General features: G+C 65.7%; 19 protein-coding genes and 1 riboswitch. Of the genes, 4 read left to right on the plus strand and 15 right to left on the minus strand.

What is annotated here, in order from left to right:
* Window positions 1–5: 5 nt before the first annotated feature.
* The 9 genes from JQ507_29450 to JQ507_29490 all read right to left on the minus strand — a co-directional run bounded on the left by JQ507_29450 (window position 6) and on the right by JQ507_29490 (window position 11,585).
* Window positions 6–989, minus strand: coding sequence for a FecR domain-containing protein (locus JQ507_29450; protein QRI68967.1), 984 nt, complete (start codon window positions 987–989; stop codon window positions 6–8).
* 64 nt (window positions 990–1,053) lie between these two features.
* Window positions 1,054–1,596: a sigma-70 family RNA polymerase sigma factor gene (locus tag JQ507_29455; GenBank protein ID QRI68968.1), complete on the minus strand. Its 543-nt coding sequence runs from the start codon at window positions 1,594–1,596 to the stop codon at window positions 1,054–1,056.
* Window positions 1,593–2,147, minus strand: a complete 555-nt coding sequence (locus tag JQ507_29460) for an STN domain-containing protein (GenBank protein ID QRI68969.1) — start codon at window positions 2,145–2,147, stop codon at window positions 1,593–1,595. The genes JQ507_29455 and JQ507_29460 overlap by 4 nt, the downstream gene beginning before the upstream one ends.
* A gap of 282 nt (window positions 2,148–2,429) precedes the next feature.
* Window positions 2,430–3,923: a PepSY domain-containing protein gene (locus JQ507_29465; GenBank protein ID QRI68970.1), complete on the minus strand. Its 1,494-nt coding sequence runs from the start codon at window positions 3,921–3,923 to the stop codon at window positions 2,430–2,432.
* A 2-nt stretch (window positions 3,924–3,925) separates the two neighbouring features.
* Window positions 3,926–6,199: a TonB-dependent siderophore receptor gene (locus tag JQ507_29470; GenBank protein QRI68971.1), complete on the minus strand. Its 2,274-nt coding sequence runs from the start codon at window positions 6,197–6,199 to the stop codon at window positions 3,926–3,928.
* Between the two features lie 105 nt (window positions 6,200–6,304).
* A riboswitch (cobalamin riboswitch) is annotated at window positions 6,305–6,500 on the minus strand.
* A gap of 108 nt (window positions 6,501–6,608) precedes the next feature.
* Window positions 6,609–7,538: a GTP-binding protein gene (locus tag JQ507_29475; GenBank protein ID QRI68972.1), complete on the minus strand. Its 930-nt coding sequence runs from the start codon at window positions 7,536–7,538 to the stop codon at window positions 6,609–6,611.
* A gap of 1 nt (window position 7,539) precedes the next feature.
* Window positions 7,540–9,030: an amidohydrolase family protein gene (locus tag JQ507_29480; GenBank protein QRI68973.1), complete on the minus strand. Its 1,491-nt coding sequence runs from the start codon at window positions 9,028–9,030 to the stop codon at window positions 7,540–7,542.
* Between the two features lie 154 nt (window positions 9,031–9,184).
* Window positions 9,185–9,724 (minus strand): hypothetical protein, encoded by a 540-nt coding sequence (locus JQ507_29485; protein QRI73571.1) that lies wholly within the window; start codon window positions 9,722–9,724, stop codon window positions 9,185–9,187.
* 4 nt (window positions 9,725–9,728) lie between these two features.
* A complete protein-coding gene (locus tag JQ507_29490; protein QRI68974.1) occupies window positions 9,729–11,585 on the minus strand; it encodes an ABC transporter ATP-binding protein/permease in 1,857 nt (618 codons plus the stop codon).
* A 195-nt stretch (window positions 11,586–11,780) separates the two neighbouring features.
* Here JQ507_29490 and rpmE point away from each other — a divergent pair, with 195 nt between their 5' ends.
* Window positions 11,781–12,008, plus strand: a complete 228-nt coding sequence (rpmE, locus tag JQ507_29495) for a 50S ribosomal protein L31 (protein ID QRI68975.1) — start codon at window positions 11,781–11,783, stop codon at window positions 12,006–12,008.
* 239 nt (window positions 12,009–12,247) lie between these two features.
* Here the strand turns inward: rpmE and JQ507_29500 are convergent, their stop codons facing one another.
* From JQ507_29500 to JQ507_29510, 3 genes are all read right to left on the minus strand, one after another.
* The gene (locus JQ507_29500; GenBank protein QRI68976.1) at window positions 12,248–12,796 is read right to left on the minus strand and encodes a hypothetical protein; all 549 of its coding nucleotides are present in this window, start codon (window positions 12,794–12,796) and stop codon (window positions 12,248–12,250) included.
* 217 nt (window positions 12,797–13,013) lie between these two features.
* Window positions 13,014–13,631 (minus strand): LysE family translocator, encoded by a 618-nt coding sequence (locus tag JQ507_29505; GenBank protein ID QRI68977.1) that lies wholly within the window; start codon window positions 13,629–13,631, stop codon window positions 13,014–13,016.
* A gap of 13 nt (window positions 13,632–13,644) precedes the next feature.
* A complete protein-coding gene (locus JQ507_29510; GenBank protein ID QRI68978.1) occupies window positions 13,645–14,271 on the minus strand; it encodes an FMN-binding negative transcriptional regulator in 627 nt (208 codons plus the stop codon).
* A gap of 123 nt (window positions 14,272–14,394) precedes the next feature.
* Between JQ507_29510 and JQ507_29515 the strand changes: the two genes are divergently transcribed.
* Entirely contained in the window at window positions 14,395–14,985 is a 591-nt protein-coding gene (locus JQ507_29515) for a hypothetical protein (GenBank protein QRI68979.1), read from the plus strand.
* Here JQ507_29515 and JQ507_29520 read toward each other — a convergent pair.
* Both JQ507_29520 and JQ507_29525 read right to left on the minus strand, forming a co-directional pair.
* Window positions 14,963–15,475, minus strand: a complete 513-nt coding sequence (locus JQ507_29520) for a DUF1465 family protein (protein QRI68980.1) — start codon at window positions 15,473–15,475, stop codon at window positions 14,963–14,965. The genes JQ507_29515 and JQ507_29520 overlap by 23 nt on opposite strands.
* A 488-nt stretch (window positions 15,476–15,963) precedes the next feature.
* The gene (locus JQ507_29525; GenBank protein ID QRI68981.1) at window positions 15,964–16,155 is read right to left on the minus strand and encodes a DUF1192 domain-containing protein; all 192 of its coding nucleotides are present in this window, start codon (window positions 16,153–16,155) and stop codon (window positions 15,964–15,966) included.
* A 258-nt stretch (window positions 16,156–16,413) separates the two neighbouring features.
* Between JQ507_29525 and JQ507_29530 the strand changes: the two genes are divergently transcribed.
* Both JQ507_29530 and JQ507_29535 read left to right on the plus strand, forming a co-directional pair.
* Complete coding sequence (locus JQ507_29530) at window positions 16,414–17,412, plus strand: NAD(P)H-quinone oxidoreductase (protein QRI68982.1); 999 nt, start codon at window positions 16,414–16,416, stop codon at window positions 17,410–17,412.
* A 120-nt stretch (window positions 17,413–17,532) separates the two neighbouring features.
* Window positions 17,533–20,409, plus strand: coding sequence for an EAL domain-containing protein (locus JQ507_29535; protein QRI68983.1), 2,877 nt, complete (start codon window positions 17,533–17,535; stop codon window positions 20,407–20,409).
* Here JQ507_29535 and JQ507_29540 read toward each other — a convergent pair.
* Window positions 20,406–20,663: a hypothetical protein gene (locus JQ507_29540; GenBank protein QRI68984.1), complete on the minus strand. Its 258-nt coding sequence runs from the start codon at window positions 20,661–20,663 to the stop codon at window positions 20,406–20,408. The genes JQ507_29535 and JQ507_29540 overlap by 4 nt on opposite strands.
* Window positions 20,664–20,761 lie beyond the last annotated feature (98 nt).

Genomic DNA, 20,761 nt, shown 5'->3' on the forward strand with positions numbered 1-20,761 from the left:
AAACATCAGCTCAGCAGCACGATGCCGCCCGGCAGATGTCGCGCCTTCGCGCCGAAAATCTGCTGGAACATGGTCAGAATGCCATCGACATTGTCGATGCGGAACCGGCCGTTGACGAGACGGCGCTCCAATTCCGCATTCGTCACCATGACCTTGCCCGACCGGTAGCGATTGATCTCCGTCACGACGTTACGGAGCGGCGCGTCATGAAAGATCAACATTCCGTCGCGCCACGCGGTCACCTCGGCGGGATCGACCGACATCGGCGCGGCGAGGCCGAGCGCCGCATAGCTGACCTGCTGCCCCGCACGCAGCGTCGCGACAGAGCTGTGACGGTTGACCCGCACCTCGCCATCGAGACAGGTCACCACGCAGGTGCTGCGCTGGTCATGGCGGACGTTGAATTGAGCCTGGTGCGCGCGCATCTCGCCGTCGCCGGCAACGACGCGCACCTCGCGGCTCGCAGAGCCCGCCGCGATCACCGCTTCCCCGGTCAAAATCTCGATGCGGTCCTGGCTGGCGTCGTCCGATCGAACATTGACGCTGGTTCCGGTGTTCAGCGTCACCTTGACGCCGCCATCGATCGTCAGCTTGCGCTGCTCACCGGCAGCGGTGCGATAATCCGCCATGACGTCCTGCAGCGACGGCCACAGCTGCAGCGGAGGCGACACCACGAGATACGCGGCCGCCGTTGTCGCCAGCGCGCCGCCGAGCACCGCCCGCCGCGTCATTCGCGGCTGTGGCCTTGCCGCAGCCAGGATGGAATCGCCGCGCCGCTTCAGCAGGTTGGCGCCGGCCGGGCCGAGCTGATCCCACAGCAGGCTGGCCTGCGCCAGCGCCTCCGAATGGGCGCTGCTCTGGTTTCCCCAGCGCTTGGTTTCCTCGATGTCCCGCCGGGTGGCCTGCCCCGAACCGAGCCGCTGGACGCGCGCAAGCGCCTCGCGCTCGATCGCGGTCAGCTCCTCCGGCGGTTCGTCGCTACGTGTCATCGATCGGGCGTTTCTTTCAGAATCACTTCCATCCAAATGCGCAATACTCTCTGACGTTCTCACATCAGGACGTTTCCCGCGGTGCCGGACCGAAACGCCTCGTGACTTTTTTACCAAACCGCTTGGCGCAATGTTCGAGCGCGGCTTTCAACTCGAGCTCCACCAACCGCTGGGAAACCCCAAGACGCTCGGCGATTTCCCGGAGCGGGGTACCCTCCAGGCGGGATGCCAGCAGGATCGTCCGGCGGCGCGGCGTCAGCTCCTCGAGCACCTGCTCGAGGCGCGCAATCTGCTCGCGCGATTCGACCTCCCGCTCCGGCCCGGGCGCCGCGTCGACGATCTCGAGCATCGGCTGCACCTCGAACCGCTTGATCCGCCGCGTCTCCTGGCGCTCCCGGCTGATCGCAAGATTGAGCGCGCTGCGCAGCAGATAGCCGATCGGGCTGTCCACCACGCCCGGGCCGTTCTTGTCACGAAGGTGCAACCAGGTCTCGTGCAGGGTTTCGCGCGCTTTCTCGTCGCCGAGCCGCCTTGCGAGGCGGCGGCGAAGCTCGTCGTAGCGCTCGACGAGCACCTGCCTAAGCGTCGTCCAGGTGGTTTCCGTCATCGCGCAACCAGTCCCTGGCGCTGCGGCTCACGTGCAGCGCAGTCGCCGGTCTCGGAAGGCGGCCGCGGCGAAACCGCCATCATGACGGGCTGCGGCATGTCCGGTGGCGGCGGCCGGCCGATCACGACCGCACGCAACATGGCGGCGATCGCCCGGTCGCGCGCGCTGTCGTCGGTCGAGCCAAGCAGTTGGGGCTGCAGCACTTCACCGCCATGCCCGATCCAGAACCTGAACTTGATCCGATATCCTCCCGGCGTGGTCAGCGCGGATCGGCAGAATGCATCCTCGACGCTGCTCTGGACGACCGCAAGATAGGGCATGAAGCTGCGCATCGACGTGGTCTGCGGCGTGGTGGCCGCGGGCACGATCGTGAAGGCGTTGGTCGCGGCATAGACCGCGACCAGGCCGGTCCCTTCGAGCAGAAGCTGCAAAGCCATGTCAGGCGCCATCGATCCCTTGACGGCCTGTGCGCGGCGTCCTCCGGCCAGCGTGGCGTCGTAGACGACCTGCAGACCTGTCGCCGCGCTGTAGGCATCGAGCGCCGAGACCAAGGGCTGCCCCCCGATATCGAAGTCGACCGTTGCCGGCGTTCGAACTGATTCAGGACCCCCCGCCATCGCTACCGTCTGGATATTCCCGGCAACGAGAGTGCCTATGACCAGGGCGAGAAAGCGCTGCCACATCCGATCATGCTTTGCGCGCAGCTCAATCTTCCGACCAACAAAGTGCATGAGGCGCCGCCTTGATCCCCAAGCCCCAGCGGAACAGCACGATCCATCGGCGATCGATACAGCCGTTCGTCAAGTCAGCGGCAGGCGCAACATAGAAAGAGATTATGACAATCTGCTAACACGGGCGTCGACCGCGCAAGACCGCACCTTGCGCCGCAGCCGGCGCCATCCGATCACGATACCGCTGATCGAGACGACCGTGCCGACCACGGACAGCAGCCACACCACGACGTCGCGCGCCGGCCAGATGCGCAGCAGCAACGGGAAGTCGAGGCTGTGCAGCGCGTTGAACAGCCAGCGATACGATCGTCGGCTGTCGTCGCTGCGGTCGAGGATCTCGGCGGTGACCGGAGAGATGTGCAGCCAGGTGTGGGCCGGATCGTCGAAGCCGATCCGCAACACCGGAAGCTCGCGCTGATGATGCAGCGTGTACCAATACGCATCCGGCTCATCGAGTTGATGCACCGATGTCATCGCAGCGCCCGGCATCGCGCGTCGGGCGGCCGCGATGATCTCGTCCCGCGGGAGCGCCACGGGCGCGCCGGTTGCCGGATCGGCGAGGCTGCGACGGCCGCTGCTGTCGTCGAGCAACATCAGCGGGCGTCCGCCGATCCAGACGAAGCGCGCCTCCACTGCCGATATCGACGGCGGCGACCGGAACTCGGCGACGATGTCGGGCGCATCATGGCCGCTGTAGCCGGTCGCGATCTCACGCGTCATGCCGCGCCCGGAGAACGCACCGCCGGGATTGAGCGACAGCCAGCCGCTGAACATCCAGGTGAAGACGAAGATGCCGCCGACGAGGCCCGCGATATGATGCCAGCCCATCCAGCCGCGATAGGGCGAGACGGCGCCATCGGCGTAGCGGCGCGTCAGCCGCAGCCGGAGAATGCCGATCCAGAATCCGGTGACCGCGACCACGAGGCAGATGCCCGAGATCCACAGCACGACGTCCCGCCACAGCGGGCCGTCCTTGCGCAGCACGGTCGGATAGATCCAGTGCGGGATCGATCCGAGCCAGTTCCAGATCCGTTCGCGCCGCGTGGTATCGAGCGCGATCTCGCCGCTGCGCGCGGAGACGTAGAGCTCGGTGCCGTCGGCATCACCGAGGCCGATCCGATAGAGCGGCCGCAACGGATCGAAGCGCGCGGTGACCGACCATTGATCGCGCGTCACCGTGTCGAGCAATTGTGGCTGCGCCGCATGCGAGTGATGGCCGGCGATCGCAAGCGCCTGATCCGGCGTGATGTGATCGATCACGCGGCCATCGGTCGCCGAGATGGTGCCGGCGGCGCCCTTCCAGCCGGTCACGCGATAGACCGGCGTATCATCCATCATCGAGAGCCGCAGGTCGCGCGGATAATGCTCTGCGCCCGCAATCGCCATCGCGCGATCCGGCGCGACCTGCACCTTGTTCCAGAGAATGAGCGGGAGCGCAGCGAGGCGCTCGCCGTCGGTGAGGCGTGGAAACGCGACATACATCATGACGAGGCCCGAGATGAACCACATCGCGAACAAGAGGCACGTCGCAATGCCGATCCAGCGATGGACGACATAGAGCCACCGCCGCCCTCGCCGGATCAGAGCCTTGCGCATGGTCAGAACTTCACGTTGACGGACAGTTCCGCCGTGCGCGGCATGCCCAGCAGCCACTGCCCCGTGCCGTTCGCGGTCACCGCGTAGACCTGGTCGAACAGATTGTAGACACGGAAGGCAACCGTCGTGCGATCGTCCGGTTTCCACCTGATGCCGCCATTGACCACATTGTAGCCCGGCCGCCTCTGGGTGTTGGCGAGATCGGAGTACATCGCGCCGACGATCTGCACGCCGCCATAGACCGACCAGTTGGGCGCGAAATCCCAAGTCAGCCAGACATTGGAGACCTGCTGCGGCACGTTGACCGGGACATTGCCGGCATAGCTGACGATCTTGCCGCCGACCAGCTGGCTGTTGTTGTCGTATTTGGCGCGCAGCAGCGCCGTATTGGCGTCGATGCGCCAGCCGTAGTCGAGCGCGAGCCCGACCGAGGCCTCGACGCCACGCGATGATTGCTGCCCGACCTGGAGCGAGTATCCGGGATTGCCGGGATCTGCGATGAGCAGATTGTTCTTGACGATCTCATAGCCCGCCAGCGTCCACTCGCCGCGTCCGCCCAGGAACGACTGCTTGACGCCGATCTCGGTCTGCTTGCCGCTGGCGAGCTGGAAGTTCTTCTGCGAAGCAGACAGCGAGATGAGATTGCCGACCGGGTCGACGCCGACCGCATACTGGCCGTAGAGCGCGAGGTCCTTGATCGGTTCGTACACGAGGCCGGTGCGCCAGCTGGTACCCGACAGCGTGGTTTCGAAACTGTTCCCCGGTATCTTGTAGTCGGTGCGATCGATCTCGGGTCGGTCGTATCGGACGCCGGTAACGAGCGACAATTGATCGGTCAGCTTGAGCCGGTCCTCGGCGAACAGCGCGTATTGATTGACGATCGAATTGAAGCCCGGCGCGGTCGCCGTCGTGGTTGCAAAAAACGACCCGGGATCGAACACATACGGGTTCACCGACGACGCGCCGCCATAGGGTGAGTTGTTGGTGTGGAAGAACTCGATGTGATTGACGTCGAAGCCGGCGACGAACTGGTTCGCAAGGCCGAAGATGTGACCGCTGAACGTTGCGTCCATCCGGTTACCGGACTGCTTCTGGTCGTGGAAGATCTCGATATAGCTGGAGCGGTCGATCAGCTGCGTCTTCGGATTCCAGGTGTAGTTCTCGATGTCGCGCCAGTGCCGCTCGCTGGTCAGGTAATAAAGCGTGTTGTTGACCTTGATGCCGTCGGCGACATCCCACTCGGTCTTGAACTGGGTCCAGCTGTCCTGGTAGCGGATCGCGCTGTCGGAGGCGTTGTAGTTCTTGAAGCGCAGCGCGTCCTGGATCGCGCCGTTGATCAACGGCGTGCCGAAATAGCGCGACGGGCTGCGATCGGCATAATCTTCCGACAGCGTGAAGGCGAGATTCTCCGACGCCTGCACGCGCACGGCGGCCGACACCGCCGCATTCGAGGTCTTGTCGCGATCGACCCAGCCGTTCGACATGTTGCCGGTGGCGTTGATGCGATACGACACATTGGGATTGATCGGACCGGTGCTGTCCACCGACAGCCGCCGCGTCATGTTGCTGTCGAGCGAAACCTCGGCCTCGTTGTAGGGCGTGTTCTGCGGCTTCTTCGGGATCACGTTGATGACGCCGCCGATCGCGCCTTCACCGTACAGCACCGAGGCCGGGCCGCGCAGCACTTCGATGCGCTGCGCCGACCAGGTGTCGTAGGGGAACGTCAGGGTGCCGGAGCCGATATAGAAGCGCGAGCCGTCGTAGAGCGTCATCACCGAGTTGCTGCCGGCAAAGCCGCGGGTGCTGAACGACAGGCCGCCATTGCCAGGCGCAGGCGTTGCGATGAAGCCGGCCGCGTTCTGGGTAACGGCATCGAGCACACTATGCTGGCCGCGTTCGGCGATGGTCTGCGCGGTGATGATCTCGACGCTCGCCGGCGTCTGCAGCGGCGTCAGGTTGAGGCGGCTGCCGGTGCCGCCTTGCGTGGTGGCATTGAGTGTCGGCGAAGCCGCCCCCGATGCGCCCGACGCTGCGGCGCGCGGCGCGCCGCCGGCTGCCGCGGCCGTTGCCGGCCTGGCGCGCTGCCGCGCGGTCGCGGTGTTGCTGCTTCGCGCCGCGGGTTTGGGCTTCGCGGATGCCGATGGTGCGACCTCGATCGGATCGAGCGTGGTGGGTGGAGCTGTTTGTGCTGAAGCTTCAGCCGGCAGCAACAATGATGACAAGGAGCAGACGAGACCGAGGCGCCAGTTGCGCGCAACGGAAGAAGACGAGGACATGAAACGACTCGCGGTAACGTGGCACGTCACCGCGAACGCGGACTGGCGCATTGCCGGAAAGGCAGTGCTCCGATCCCACCAGGACGCCCCCGCCCGATGTGCTCGCGTGTGACCACGACTGACGGCAGGTCTCCTGGCTCACGGGTCATCGCCTGTTGACGCCTTCCCGAGCTGAGTAGCCCAGTGGCAAATTGACGAAAGGCTCGCCGTTTACAGTTGCGGGGACAGCTGCGGCATTGGGTTACCCTCGCACCGCATTCCCTTTTGATCCCCGAAGGGAACCGTCGCCGAAATTGATAGGAGGTGCCGGCTGGGCTGTCAATTCGATGCGATTGTCGCACGCATGCTTTGCGCGATTGTGCTGCGGCGATGACACAGCCGTTTGCTGACGCGGAGGCTTATTGTCCCGTCATCCTGCTTCGACGCATCCCTGCATGATCTCATCGATCTCGGCACGCGAGAGCGCTCCCATCTCGGCGATGAACACTAGCCGCGTGCGCGGTACACCGGGCGCCGGGACACCGCCTGCAGCCAGCTTCGCGCGGCCGCCGGCGAGTTGAAATACCGTCAGCCGTCCGGGCTGCTCCACCGTCTCGAACAATCCCTTCGCCCGCGCCAGCTTCGGCGCCAGTTTGCCGATCGCCTGCTGCAGGCGCGGCAGAAGCACCGGCCGCTCCGAGGTCCAACTCAGCGTCTCGAAGCGATCGGTCGCCGGCCGTCGCGGCGCGGGCTCGCGCGGCGCCGGCACATGATCGAGATCAGCCGGAAACAGCAGCGCGGCCGGCACCTCGCCATGCAGGGTATCGACCACCACGGCCGCCGGACGCACCGTCCGCACGGCGGCGCGAATCGTGGCGCAGGCGGCGGCATCGGCGAGATCCACCTTGCTCAACGCCACCACATCCGCCGCCCGCAGCTGCGAGCGCAGCAGTGCATCATCCAGCGCTGTCACCGGTTGCGTCGCATCGACCACGCAGAGCACCGTCTCCAGCGGCGCCTCCCTCCAGATCACCGGATCCATCAGATTGCGCACGATGTCGGCGGGATCAGCGATCCCGCTGGTCTCGATCACGATGAACTCCGGACGCGGATCACGCCGCAGCAGGGTTGCGAGCGTGCGCAGCAGGTCGCCCTCCAGCGTGCAGCAGATGCAGCCGTTGCTCAGGCTGACCACGCCATCACTGGCGCCGGCGATCAACTCCGCGTCGATGTTGATCGCGCCGAAATCGTTCACAACGGCGGCGATGCGCTTGCCTTGCGCATGGGCCAGCAGATGGTTGACGACCGTGGTCTTGCCGACCCCGAGGAAGCCCGCGACCAGCAGGATCGGGACCGGCACGTCAGCCCCCGGTGACCGGCCGGCGCACCGGCCGGCCGGGCCGCGCCGCGACATCGAGCACGCCGTCATTGATCAGCGGCTGGCCGCTGACCACGAGGTGCCGCACACCTTCCGCCGGACGGTTCATCGCCGAGAAGGTCGCACGGTCGCTTAGCGTCTCATAGTCGAACGCGACGATGTCGGCGTCGGCGCCCGCCTGCAGCCTGCCCTTGGCGCGCATCGCCGGCGTGCTCGCCGACAGGATCTCGGCCGGAATCAGCGCGCATTTGCGGATGCCCTCGAGCAGCGACACCTTCTTGCGCTCGCGCACCCATTCGCGGATGAAGCGGGTGAAGCAGCCCGCCGAGCGCGGATGTGAGGTGGCATCGTCCGGCAGCGGCCAGGCGTCGCCGGTGTAGGGGCGGCCGTCCGACAGCGTCCACGGCATCGCGTCGGAGGCGATCGCACCGCCCGGATACAACACCGCCATGTCGAGCAGATCGCGATGATGCGCGTTGTTCTCGATGTCGAGCACATGCCACAGCACCAGCGTGGAGGGCTCAGCGGCCTGGGCCGCCAGCAACTCCTCGCGGCTGCCGAAGCGATGCCCGTCGGTGACGCGCTGCACCGAATCATAGCCGAGGCCGTTGCGCTCCTCGAATTTGGGATCGCTGAAGAAGGTCGCCGCCAGCACGGTCGAGCCGGTGCCATAAGGATAAGCCTCCACCGTGATCGGCAGGCCCTGCGCCTGCGCTTTCGCGATCAGCGCGACGCAGCGCTCGATGTCGGTCTTGCTCGACGAGTTGAAGTGGCAGATGTGCATATGCGCGCCGGTGGCGCCGGCATAGCCGATCAGGCGGATATAGGCTTCGGCCGCGCTCTCGGGATCGATCCGCGACATGTAGGCGACGTGGGTGAAGGTCGGCACCGCGTGATCGGCGGCGAGCTGGCACACCGCGGTCAATTCCTGCACGCCGGCGCCGGGGGCATAGGCGTTGAGAATGCCGATGCCGATGCCGCCCTCGTTCAGGCCGTTGGCGAGACGCTCGAGGATGCCGGCGACCTCGCCGTCGGTCGCCACGTTCTCGATCCAGCGGCGATCGCGCATCGCCGCGCCGAACGATTCCAGCGAGCTTTCCGAATTGGAGCCGGTCATCGCGCCGATCCGTGCGAAGGCCCAGTTGGTCGCGGCGCCGTAATTCAGCACCCGCCCCTTCTCGGCCTGGCGCTTGTACCAGGATGCCACCGGCAGCACGCCGGCCTCGAGGTCGAGCGATGTCGTCACCCCGTCGAACGCCTGCATGCGATCGGCCGGAATGGTCTGGCCATGCGCGTGCAGGTCGATGAAGCCCGGCGCGACTACGAGGCCGGTCGCGTCGATCTGGCGCTCGGCGCCGCCAAGGCCGGTGCCGACAGCAGCGATCTTGCCGTCGACCACGGCGACGTCACCGATCGCGTCCATCCCGCTGGCCGGATCCACCACCCGGCCGCCGCTGATCACCAAACCACCCATCTCGCCACTCCCCGCATTGCCCGAAACCGACCGGTCTCATTTCGGGCACAGAGAAGCGCATCACACGCATCACAGCAACCGGGCCAGGGTTGTGGCGACATGCTCTGGCGGAATATCCGCCGCGCCGTGACGGCGATTGCAGGGGAGCCGCTGCCTACGTTCCGGTTGCACGCCGCGACGGCAACCCTCGCCAGAGATCGTTGCCCGGCTTGATGCGGCCCGCCAGCAGTTTCGGCGGCGTGCTCTCCTTGGCGATCGCCGCCTCGAACGCACGCTTGAGCCTGACATTGTCGATCTGCGCCAGGAATCGCCGAATCACGGCGGCCCGATCCACTCCCCGGCCCGAGATCGCCGCGCACAGCTCCGCGGTCGTCCTGCGGAAGAAGTGGAAGGCATCATCGGCCGCACCGCCGAGCCGGTCGACCTCGCCGGCGACGCCGAGCGCGTGGATCCGATCGTCGTCATCGAGCGTCACGGCAAAGCGCAGCACCGCAAGCTGCCAGGCACAAAGCAGCCTGCTCTCCGGTTCGCTCACCATCTCGCGCATCAGTCGAACACCCCGCGCGACTGAGCTGCCTCGGTTGTCGAGGGAGGTCCGGCGCGGCGCGACTATCCTTGCGCGACAATAGGTTTTCGAGGGGAGCGCGCCGGCGATCGCATAGGAATCGCATAGACGGAGCGCGCGGAGTCCGATCCGCTCAGATGCCCTCGAACTGCAAGCGCGCCAGCCGCGCATAGAGGCCGCCCACGGCGACCAGCTCGGCGTGCGTGCCCTGCTCGACGATCCTGCCCTGGTCCATGACAAGGATGCGGTCGCAGGACAGCACGGTCGCCAGCCGATGCGCGATGACCAGCGTGGTGCGGTGGCGCATCAGTTCCTCCAGCGCGGTCTGCACCAGCGTCTCGCTCTCGGCGTCGAGCGCCGAGGTCGCCTCGTCGAGCAGCAGCAGCGGCGCATCGCGCAGGATCGCGCGCGCGATCGCGATGCGCTGGCGCTGGCCACCGGACAGCGTCACCCCGCGCTCGCCGAGCTGGGCGTCGAAGCCATCAGGCAGGCGGCGCAGGAATTCGGTGGCATGCGCGAGCTCGGCGGCGCGCTCGACCTCGGCATCGGTGGCATCGGGGCGGCCGAACCGGATGTTCTCGCGAGCGCTCGCGGCGAACACCACGGAATCCTGCGGCACCAGCGCGATCCGCGCCCGCACCTCGGCCGGATCGGCCTGCCGGATCGGCACGCCGTCGAGCGAGATGGTGCCCGATTTCGGATCGTAGAAGCGCAGCAGCAGATGGAACAGCGTGCTCTTGCCGGCGCCGGAGGGGCCGACGATCGCGACCTTCTCGCCTGATCGGACCGAGAGCGACACGCCGTCGACCGCCAGCGCATGGGGCCGGGTCGGATAGGCGAAGCTGACATTATCGAAGCCGACATCGCCGCGCGCCGGCTGCGGCAGCGCGCGCGGCGAGGGAGGCGCTGCGATCTGCGGCCTGACGCGCAGGATCTCGAACAGCCGTTCGGCGGCGCCCGACGCGGCCGAGACCTCGCCCCAGACCTCGCTGAGCTGGCCGAGGCCGCTGGCCGCGAAGGCCGTATAGAGAATGAACTGGCCGAGCCGGCCCGGACTGATGGTGCCGACCAGCACGTCGTGCGAGCCGACCCACAGGATCACGACGACGCTGGCGAACACGATGAAGATGACGATCAGGGTCAGCACCGCGCGCGCCTTGGTCGAGCTGCGCGCGGCCTCATAGGCCTGCTCGACCTCGCGGCTGAAGCGCGTCCGGGCGAGCCGCTCGCCGGTATAGGCCTGCACGGTGCGGATCGCGTTGACCAGCTCGGACGCGTAAGCGCTGGCATCGGCCAGCGTGTCCTGGGCGTTGCGCGACAGCCGCCGCACCCAGCGGCCGAACGCGACCAGCGGAATCACGATGATCGGGATCGCGAGCAGCACGAAGCCAGACAACCTTGGGCTCGTGATCACCATCATCGCGGCGGCGCCGAAGAACAGCATCACATTGCGCAGCGCGATCGAGACCGAGGCGCCGACCGCGGACTTGATCTGCGTGGTATCGGCGGTGAGTCGCGACACCAGTTCGCCCGAGCGGGCCGAATCGAAGAACGAGGGCGACAGCGAGATCAGATGCGCGAACACGTCGCGCCGGAGATCGGCGACGATGCGCTCGCCGATCGTCATCACGAGATAGTAGCGCGAGGCGCTGGCGCAGGCGAGCACCGCGACCACCGCGATCATCACGCTGAAATAGCTGTTGATCATCGCGATGCCTTCGGGCGTGAAGCCGAGGTCGATCATCCGCCGCACCGCGACCGGCACGACCAGCGTGGTGATCGCCGCAATCGTCAGCGAGATCAGCGCCAGGATCGCCCGCCCCTTGTAGCGCGCCACATAGGGTGCGAGCGCAAGCAGGGGGCGCAAACGCGCACGGCTCTTCGCCGGCTCCGCGATCTGGCTCTCGATCAAGGCTTCCTCATCGAGCAGCGCGTCGCGCGGAGGCTCGGGGGCGCCTCGAGGGGTCTCAAGCTGTTCGGCTGCACTCATTATTCTTAGACCGGTTCTATCGCCCCCCACATAGGCCCGCCGACCCCCGGCTGGCAAATCCGGTAAAGTCCCAATGCGGTGATGGGCTTAAGCCCTTTCTTGGCTTGTTTTGGGGGTCTCCATGGGTTATAGAGCCGCCCAAATCCCGTATCCCAGACATCTTGAGACGGGCGCCGGCGCGCCGAAGGAACTGTCATGAAAGCCGATATTCATCCGAATTATCATACGATTAAGGTCGTCATGACCGACGGCACCGAGTACCTGACCCGCTCCACCTGGGGCAAGGAAGGCGACACGCTGAACCTCGACATCGATCCCAAGTCGCATCCGGCCTGGACCGGCGGCACCCAGCAGCTGATGGACCGCGGCGGCCGCGTCTCGCGCTTCCAGAAGAAGTTTTCGGGGTTCCTCAAGAAGGACTAAAGTCCGCTTCGAGATTGCCTTCACTGTCGAATGCAAAACGCCTTCGTTTCGGAGGCGTTTTTGTTTTGGGGGGCGGCCGTCGGTCGGCAGAGAATATGCGACGCGCTTGTGCCCACCATCGTCGTCCCTGCGAAAGCATGGCCTTCGCCGGGACGATAGGGAGTGTGTGGCACGCTCGCGACGTCCAGAGACGCAGGGCTTGCGTTCAACCGGAACAGACAACCTGCGGCAGGTCCGACCTAGCGCGGACGTTTTGGTCGCTTGAGCTCGGCGACCTTGAACTTCCCAGCGGCCTGCAGACTGCTGCAAAGCCACCAGGCCCGATTGCGATACTCGCCCAGGAACCACTTGGTCTCGACGCAATCCACATAGGATTTGTAGGTCAGATTGTCGCGGCATGTTGCCGAGAACGGTCCATAGGTTTGTCCGCCACCCGACTCGCTGCACCCCACCCAGGGGTCCTTGCCGTGCGGCATGCTCGACTCGCAACCACCATTGCAATTGCTGGCGACCTTCTCCAGCGCGGCAATCCTGCCCATCACGGAATCCGGCGACGGCGCGCGCGCTGACGATGACGACGTCTGAGCGGTTCTCGATCTCCGGTGCGATGCCCCTGCGGTCGCCGCCTGCGTCGGCCGATTTGGCCGTACCGCCGGCTTCGGCGCTTCGACCGTGATGGAAGGAAGCGGCTTGGCGGAATCGGTTTGTGACGCCGCCGGGCCGCACAGCACGACGCTCGACAAGACAGCGGCAGCTGAAGGCGCGACAAAGCGTGACGACAATCTCATGACATGCCCTCCCAAATGCGGGACGGAACAGCCGTCCCGAGAAGCGCACGGTACCATACATCCCGGATTGCGCTACCGAGGGTTGAGGATCTTTCCGCCGATTACCAGCCGTTTCCGAGATTGATGAAGACCCGCCCTGGATCCACGGAAGCAGCTCGTAGCGCAGGCCGGCGAAGCCGTTGTCGCCCTCCTTGCCATTGATCGACAACGCCTGCGCCTAACGATCCCCGAACGCCAGCCGTGCGCCGAGCGCGACCAGGATGCTGCCGCCGATCCGCTGCATGATCCGCTGCGAGGTGCGCGAGCGTTGCAGCTTCGACATCACGGCGCTGGCAAAGAACACGCAGACGATATCGACCGCTGAGAAGGTCAGGTTGACCGTCGTACCGAGCAGGAGCAGCTGGGCCCAGACCGGCAAGCTTGCCGTCGCGTCGACGAACTGCGGCAGGAACGCCAGGAAGAAGATCGCGGTTTTCGGATTGAGCACCTCGACGACGATGCTTTGCGCGAAGGCGCGCTCCGCGGAGAGCGGCGCCAGCTCGGGGCGCCTCGTCGTGTTACGATCACGGAACAGCGACAGGCCGAGCCAGACCAGATAGGCCGAGCCGGCGAGCTTCATCGCGGTGAATAGCGGCGGCACCGCGTGAAACAGCAGTGCAAGGCCGGCAGCCGCGGCGATGACATGGACATAGCCGCCGAGATGCAGGCCGAGCGAGGCCATCAGCCCCGCGCGCCGGCCGCCCGCGAGCGTGCGGGCGGCGGCGTACAGCATGGCCGGCCCCGGGATCAGCGCGAAGGTCGCGGTCGTGATCGCGAAGGCAAGGTACAATTCCATCGTGTGCTTTATCTCAGTTCGCCGGAATCAGCGCCGCGACCTCACGGTCATGAGGATTGTCGCTTTCGCCGAGCCCCGCGATGACGCCGGCGCGATCCTCGAGCTTGCGGTTCTGGCTCATCTTCTTCTTGGCGTCGATCCGGCTGATCGGCATCCGGAAGCCGACGATGCCGCGCAGCTGCGCCTTGATGAAATCATCGGGCGCATCGCTGACCTGCCAGGCTTCCTTGCGCGAACTCTCGTGCAGCCTGGTCAACCGGGTGACGACGTCGAGCAGACGGTCGGCATCCTCGAAGAACTCGGCCACCCCATAGGCGTGCACGGCGACGTAATTCCAGGTCGGCACCACCTTGCCGTGCTCGGCCTTGGTCACATACCAGGACGGCGTCACATAGGCGTCGGGCCCCATGAAGATCGCCATCGCCTCGCCGACAGCGGGCAGCTTCCACTGCGGATTGGGCCGTGCGACGTGACCGTAGAGCGTGCCGTAATCGCCCTCGTCTTCACTGAGGATCAGCGGCAGCGGCGTACCAATCAGGCCGTCCGCGGTCGCGGTGACCAGCGTCGCGAGCCGTGAGGCCCGCATCGCGGCGTGGATCGGGCCGAGCTCTTCCATCTTGAAATGCAGCGGCAGGTACATGGACAGACCTCTTCGACCTCATCGATTGCTGCTCGCACAATAGCGCAGAAGTGGCCTATGATAAGAGCCACTTTCACGACCTGCGATAGAAGCGGCAACTCTCAGCAGCTCGGGGCATGTGCCATGACCGATGATTTTCGGTACTCGATCGATCTGTCGATGGCACAGGCGAGAGCCGAGAAGGTCATCGAATGCATGAAGCGGCTCAGGGACCAGCACGATCTCCGCCGCTTCGAATACACCAACCACCTCCGGGTTGCTCCGACGGAGATACCCCACAGTCACCCGGTGCTAACGCTCAACACCGCCTCGCACGATCCCGAGGCGATCCTCTGCGAATACCTGCATGAGCAAATGCATTGGTATCTGGTGAGATTGGACTGTGCGAGCGAAGGCGCGCCAGTGATCACCGCGCTGAAGCAGCGCTACCCGGAAGCGCCGGTCGGATTTCCGGACGGCGCGAACGATGAATACTCAACGTACTTGCACCTGCTGGTGAACTGGCTGGAGATCGAAGCGGCGTCACAGGTTATCGGACGCGAGCGCGTGATGGAGATCGTCGGCCGCAAGCACTATTACCAGTGGATTTATCGCACCGTGCTGTCCGACCGGGACAGCCTCGAAGCGATGTTCCTGACGCACGGCATCGTGCCGATCGCGCCCGCCCCGGTAACGATCCCTCTCGCTGATCCTACTGCTCGAACGCCGCCTTGAGGCGGTTGAGCTGCGGCACCAGCGGGTTGCCGATCGACGAGCGATCGGGCGCCGGCGCGTGGATCGTGGTGTCGAGGCGGCGGACGCGCGCCTGCAGGTCCATCGAGCGGGCGATCAGCTGCTGCAATTGCTCGGGCAGCTTGGTGACCATGTCGGCCGGGCCGGGATCGGCGGCCGACAGCTTGACCTTGGTCTTCTCGCGATTGGCCTGGGTCAGCGTCATCTCGCCTTCCTTGACTGCGCGATGCAGCAGCAGCCAGGACGCGAGCTGCATCAGCCGCGTGGTCAGGCGCATGCTTTCGGTGGCATAGGTCAGGCTCACGGACCGTTCCAGCGCCTTGGCCTCGGCTCGGCCGTCGCCGTCGAGATAGGCCGCGGTCTGCTCGACCAGGTCCATGCCTTCCCGGAACAGCACGCCGAATGCCGCAGAATTGGTCAGCCGTTCACTGAACAGCACAAGCCCGGCTTCGTTCTGGGAACGATCGGCCATGGTTAACGCCCTCACACCATCGTAACGCCCGCCGGCATCTCGCGCGCCAGCTTATGATGAACAAATCATTGCGCGGGCGCGCCGAAGAGTCCAGCCGCAACCGGATTTATGGTTTCCAGCCGTGGACGCAACAAAAAAGAGCCGCCGTTTCCGGCGGCTTTTGAAGTTGATAACAGGGAGGCGTCAAACAGAGTGGACAGGAGCCACTCGGTGTCCAAACGAGGACAATGCAGTCATAATCGAGAAAGCTTAACCGATCGTAAATGAACGGTTTTCTTCAGGCTTTGTTTGCCATGTCGGCCATTGACCTAGTTTGAGACAGGCCCCCAACGAGTCGTCCCGGCGAAGGCCGGGACCCATAACCACCAATGCCCGCGTTGCGCGCGGCTGCGGCCAGCCCTGCGCGACTAGAGACAGCTGTGGTTATGAGTCCTGGATCGCGCTCGCTTTGCTCGCTTGTCCGGGACGACGCGATGTGAGGTCGGAAGCTACGACTTGAAGAACGCGTTCGCGGCATCCTTCGAGGCGCGCTTCTTGGTCATCGCCTCTTTCAAGCGATCGACTTCGGTCATGAGCAGCGCGATGCGTTCGGTCAATTCTTCGACCGACAGCAGCGAGAGATCCTGTCCGATCTCGTGGCTGATCTTCTTCCGCGGCCGGTCCTCATCCTCAATCGGCATGTGTCCTCCCCGCGATGTGATCTGGCTCCCTGTGCGGAGAATTTTGCAGTGACTTTCGTGTGCGCGCAACAGCCGGCGCGAATGCCCCGGCCGCCGACGCGGCATGGCACGCCGCTGCGAGCGCGGACTGCTCGCTGACAAAAGCGCTCCCGGAAAGCCGGCTGTCAGAGAACCGGGTTCGGGGCCTAACGGCGTTTCGCTTCGTTGCAAAAGGCGGTATGCCATCCGCCAATCCTCTTCTCCGACCAGGGACCAGCCATGACCAACCTGCCCGCGCAAATGACCGTCGTTGCCATCAGCAAGCCCGGTGGCCCGGAGGTGCTGGTGCCGGAGACCCGCGCGCTGCCGGTGCCGAAGGCCGGCGAGATCCTGGTCAAGGTCGCGGCCGCCGGCGTCAATCGTCCCGACGTCGCGCAGCGCTCCGGCTCCTATCCGCCGCCGCCCGGCGCCAGCGACCTGCCCGGCCTCGAGATCGCGGGCGAAGTGGTGGCGCTCGGCGAAGGCGCCAAGCACAAGATCGGCGACAAGGTGATGTCGCTGGTCGCCGGCGGCGGCTACGCGCAATATTGCATCGCGCAGGACGCGCAGGCGATGACCGTGCCGCCGCAGCTCACGATGCAGGAAGCCGGTGCGATTCCTGAAACGCTGATGACGGTGTGGCACAATGTGTTCGAGCGCGGCGCGCTCAAGGCCGGCGAGACGCTGCTGATTCACGGCGGCTCGTCGGGCATCGGCACGATGGCGATCCAGCTCGCCAAGGCGTTCGGCGCCAAGGTGATCGTCACCGTCGGCTCGCAGGACAAGGCCGACGCCTGCCTCAAGCTCGGCGCCGATCATGCGGTCAACTACAAGACCGAAGATTTCGTCGAGGCGGTGAAGAAGGCGACCGACGGCGCCGGCGCCAACGTCATCCTCGACATGGTCGGCGGCGACTATATCGACCGGAACTACGACGCCGCCGCGGTCGAGGGCCGCATCGTCCAGATCGCGTTCCTGTCGGGAACACCGAAGGCAACGGCCAATTTCGCCAAGCTGATGGTCAAGCGGCTGCACCACACCGGGTCGACCCTGCGCCCCCGTAGTAATGCGGACAAGGCGGCGATGGTCGCGGCGATCGAGGCAAAGGTGCTGCCGCTGCTGCGCGAAGGCCGCGTCAAACCGTTGATGGACAGCACATTCCCGCTGGAAAAGGCCGCCGACGCGCACCGGCGCATGGAGACCAGCGAACATATTGGCAAAATTGTGTTGGCGGTTTAACTCTCGCGACTGGAGCAGAGGCGGAAACCCTTTGATTCCCTTCGCTTTCGTGTCATTTATCGCGCCACCTCCGGGCCGGTCGCCGGGCCCGGGCAGTTTGTCGATCGCGGAGTACTGACATTGCGTCTGATCAGGTGCCTTGCGCTGCTGGCGCTGGGCCTCATGATGTTTGCCGCTGCGCCTGCCGCGTATGCGATCGACGCGGTCAGCGTGCGCAGCGATGCGCCGGCGATCGACCTCACCGCGGTGCTCGACCATCAGCGCAGTGAAACCGACCGCATCCAGGTCTCCACCGCACCGGGAACCGACGGCATCGTGCGCCGCATCGAAGTTCGCGCCCGCGAGGGCGGCCAGAACTGGGTGGTGTTCGCGCTCGCCAACAACACCGACGACCAGCTCGACCGCCTGATCGTCGCGCCGCATTACCGCATCGTGTCGTCAGGCCTGTTGTGGCCCGACCTCGGCCTGTCGCGCATCGCCACCATCACGCCGTCGGTCGGCGACCGTCCGGAGCGGCAGGAGAGCCCGACCGCCGACGTGTTCCGCATCACGCTCGATCCCGGCGCGGTCGTGACCTATGTCGCGGAGCTGCGCACCGACAAGCTGCCGCAGCTCTACCTGTGGGAACCCGACGCCTACAAGGACAAGGTCAACTCGTTCACGCTGTACCAGGGCATCGTGATCGGCATCTCCGGCCTGCTCGCGCTCGTGCTCACGATCTTGTTTGTGGTCAAGGGCAGCATCATGTTCCCGGCCGCCGCGGCGCTGGCCTGGGCGGTGCTGGTCTATATCGGCGTCGACTTCGGCTTCTGGGGCAAGGTGCTCGACATGTCGAACAACGCCGAGCGCGTCTGGCGCGCGGCGGGCGAGGCGATCCTCGCGGCGACGCTGCTGGTGTTCCTGTTCGCGTATCTCAATCTCAGCCGCTGGCATGTCCGCTATTCGCACATCACGATCGGCTGGCTGGTCTTCCTCGGCTCGCTGGTGGCGCTGGCGCTGTTCGATCCCGCGGTCGCCTCCGGCATCGCGCGGATGTCGCTTGTCATGATCGCATTCGCCGGCTTCGCGCTGATCGTCTATCTGTCGACCCACGGCTTCGACCGTGCGGTGCTGCTGATCCCGACCTGGTTCCTGCTGGTGGTCTGGGTGGTCGCGGCCGGCATGACGGTCGCGGGTTCGGTCACCAACGACATCGTCGGTCCGGCGCTGCTCGGCGGCCTGGTGCTGATCGTGATGCTGATCGGCTTCACGGTGATGCAGCACGCCTTCGCCGGCGGTGGCGCCACCACCGGTGTCGTCTCCGATGTCGAGCGCCGCGCGCTGGCGCTGACCGGCTCCGGCGACCTGATCTGGGACTGGGACGTGTCCGCCGACAAGGTGTTCACCAGCCCCGAGACCGAGGCCCTGCTCGGCCTCAAGCGCGGCACGCTGGAAGGCCCGGCCGCGAAATGGCTCGAAGTGCTGCACCCGCTCGACCAGGACCGCTTCCGCGCCGCGCTCGACAGCGTGCTCGACCAGCGCCGCGGCCGCCTGGTGCAGGATTTCCGGCTGCGCACGCCCGACGGCCATTTCATGTGGTTCGCGCTGAAGGCGCGGCCGGTGGTCGGCTCCGACGGCGAGGTCTCGCGCGTGGTCGGCACCCTCACCGACGTCACCGAGTTCAAGAACTCCGAAGAGCGGATGCTGCATGACTCGGTTCATGACAATCTGACCGGCCTGCCGAACCGCAAGCTGTTCATGGATCGCCTCGGCGCGGTGGCGAACCTCGCCAAGACCATGCCGAACCTGCGGCCGACCCTGATGGTGATCGACCTCGACCGCTTCAAGCAGGTCAACGATTCCGTCGGCATCGCGGTCGGCGATTCCATCCTGCTGACGCTGGCGCGCCGTCTGACCCGCATCCTCAAGCCGCAGGATACGCTGGCGCGGATGGCCGGCGATCAGTTCGGCCTGATCCTGCTGTCGGAGCAGGACCCTGCGCGGATCACCAATTTCGCCGAGACCATCCGCAAGACCATCCGCGCGCCGATCGCGTTCAACGACCGCGAGATCTTCCTGACCGCCTCGATCGGGCTTGCGCTGTCCGACCCGGCGGCGCCGCTGACCGACGAGATCATCAAGGACGCCGAGCTTGCGATGTATCATTCGAAGCGGATCGGCGGCGATCGCATCGACGTCTACAAGCCGGCGATGCGGGCGCGGAAGACCGACCGCCTGACGCTGGAGAGCGACCTGCGCCGCGCCATCGAGCGGCAGGAGATCACGATCCTGTATCAGCCGATCGTGCGGCTGGAGGATCGCGCGATCGCGGGCTTCGAGGCGCTGGCGCGCTGGGACCACCCCAAGCTCGGCCGGATGTCGCCGTCGGAATTCATCAACGTCGCCGAGGAGACCGGTCTGATCGTCGACCTCGGCATGTTCGTGATGGACCAGACCGCACGCCAACTCGCGGTGTGGCAGCGCGCGATGCGGGCGCGCGAGCCGATCTTCGCCTCAGTCAACGTGTCGTCGCGGCAATTGCTGCGCCACGATTTGATCCACGATATCCGCACCGTGCTGTCGCGCTCCACGGTCGCGCGCGGAACGCTGAAGCTGGAACTGACCGAATCGCTGGTCATGGAGAATCCGGAGCACGCCGCCCAGATGCTGGCGCGGATTCGCGAGCTCGGCACCGGGCTGTCGCTCGACGATTTCGGCACCGGGCACTCCTCGCTGTCCTATCTGCAGCGCTTCCCGTTCGATACCATCAAGATCGACCAGTCCTTCGTCCGCACCACCAGCCGCGGCACTCGCCCGGTGATCCTGAAATCGATCATCGCGCTGGCGCACGATCTCGGCATGGAGGTGGTCGCCGAAGGCGCCGAGACGGATTCGGACGCCGTCGAGCTCTACCAGCTGGGCTGCGAATATGCGCAAGGCTTCGCCTTCGGCGAGCCGATGGACGCCGACGCCGCCACGCGCCTGCTCACCGAGGAACGGCTGGAAGCCGCGAGTTAACGCGGCTTCGGCATGCGCTTGAACTTGACGCTCTTGCCGTCGGCCTGGCGGGTGGCGATGTAGCCGGCCTCGATGCAGGCCTCGCGCTGCGGCATCTTCTCCTGCGGGCTGCGCAGGGTTTCCCACCACGACGCCCGGTGCGCGGCGCGCGGCAGCGCCGCATCGATGATCGCCTCGATCTCGTCGAAGGTCAGCACGAATTCCGGCAGATGCTGCTTCTTCAGATAATCCCGCAGCGCGTCGTAGTCGTTCACGTCATCCTCAAGGCTCAGGGTTCCGGCAACCATCCGTTAACCCATTCGGCGACCGCTGTCGCCATTTAAGGCGACGACAAGATTTCCCGATGCATGAC

It is taken from the genome of Bradyrhizobium sp. PSBB068, assembly GCA_016839165.1.
Classification (GTDB): Bacteria; Pseudomonadota; Alphaproteobacteria; order Rhizobiales; family Xanthobacteraceae; genus Bradyrhizobium.

What these genes read in the sequence shown, in the direction of transcription:
- JQ507_29450 (QRI68967.1), bottom strand. Translation starts at nt 989, where the DNA reads ATGACACGTAGCGACGAACCGCCGGAGGAGCTGACCGCGATCGAGCGC.
- JQ507_29455 (QRI68968.1), bottom strand. Translation starts at nt 1,596, where the DNA reads ATGACGGAAACCACCTGGACGACGCTTAGGCAGGTGCTCGTCGAGCGC.
- JQ507_29465 (QRI68970.1), bottom strand. Translation starts at nt 3,923, where the DNA reads ATGCGCAAGGCTCTGATCCGGCGAGGGCGGCGGTGGCTCTATGTCGTC.
- JQ507_29470 (QRI68971.1), bottom strand. Translation starts at nt 6,199, where the DNA reads ATGTCCTCGTCTTCTTCCGTTGCGCGCAACTGGCGCCTCGGTCTCGTC.
- JQ507_29480 (QRI68973.1), bottom strand. Translation starts at nt 9,030, where the DNA reads ATGGGTGGTTTGGTGATCAGCGGCGGCCGGGTGGTGGATCCGGCCAGC.
- JQ507_29490 (QRI68974.1), bottom strand. Translation starts at nt 11,585, where the DNA reads ATGAGTGCAGCCGAACAGCTTGAGACCCCTCGAGGCGCCCCCGAGCCT.
- rpmE (QRI68975.1), top strand. Translation starts at nt 11,781, where the DNA reads ATGAAAGCCGATATTCATCCGAATTATCATACGATTAAGGTCGTCATG.
- JQ507_29500 (QRI68976.1), bottom strand. Translation starts at nt 12,796, where the DNA reads ATGAGATTGTCGTCACGCTTTGTCGCGCCTTCAGCTGCCGCTGTCTTG.
- JQ507_29505 (QRI68977.1), bottom strand. Translation starts at nt 13,631, where the DNA reads ATGGAATTGTACCTTGCCTTCGCGATCACGACCGCGACCTTCGCGCTG.
- JQ507_29510 (QRI68978.1), bottom strand. Translation starts at nt 14,271, where the DNA reads ATGTACCTGCCGCTGCATTTCAAGATGGAAGAGCTCGGCCCGATCCAC.
- JQ507_29515 (QRI68979.1), top strand. Translation starts at nt 14,395, where the DNA reads ATGACCGATGATTTTCGGTACTCGATCGATCTGTCGATGGCACAGGCG.
- JQ507_29520 (QRI68980.1), bottom strand. Translation starts at nt 15,475, where the DNA reads ATGGCCGATCGTTCCCAGAACGAAGCCGGGCTTGTGCTGTTCAGTGAA.
- JQ507_29525 (QRI68981.1), bottom strand. Translation starts at nt 16,155, where the DNA reads ATGCCGATTGAGGATGAGGACCGGCCGCGGAAGAAGATCAGCCACGAG.
- JQ507_29530 (QRI68982.1), top strand. Translation starts at nt 16,414, where the DNA reads ATGACCAACCTGCCCGCGCAAATGACCGTCGTTGCCATCAGCAAGCCC.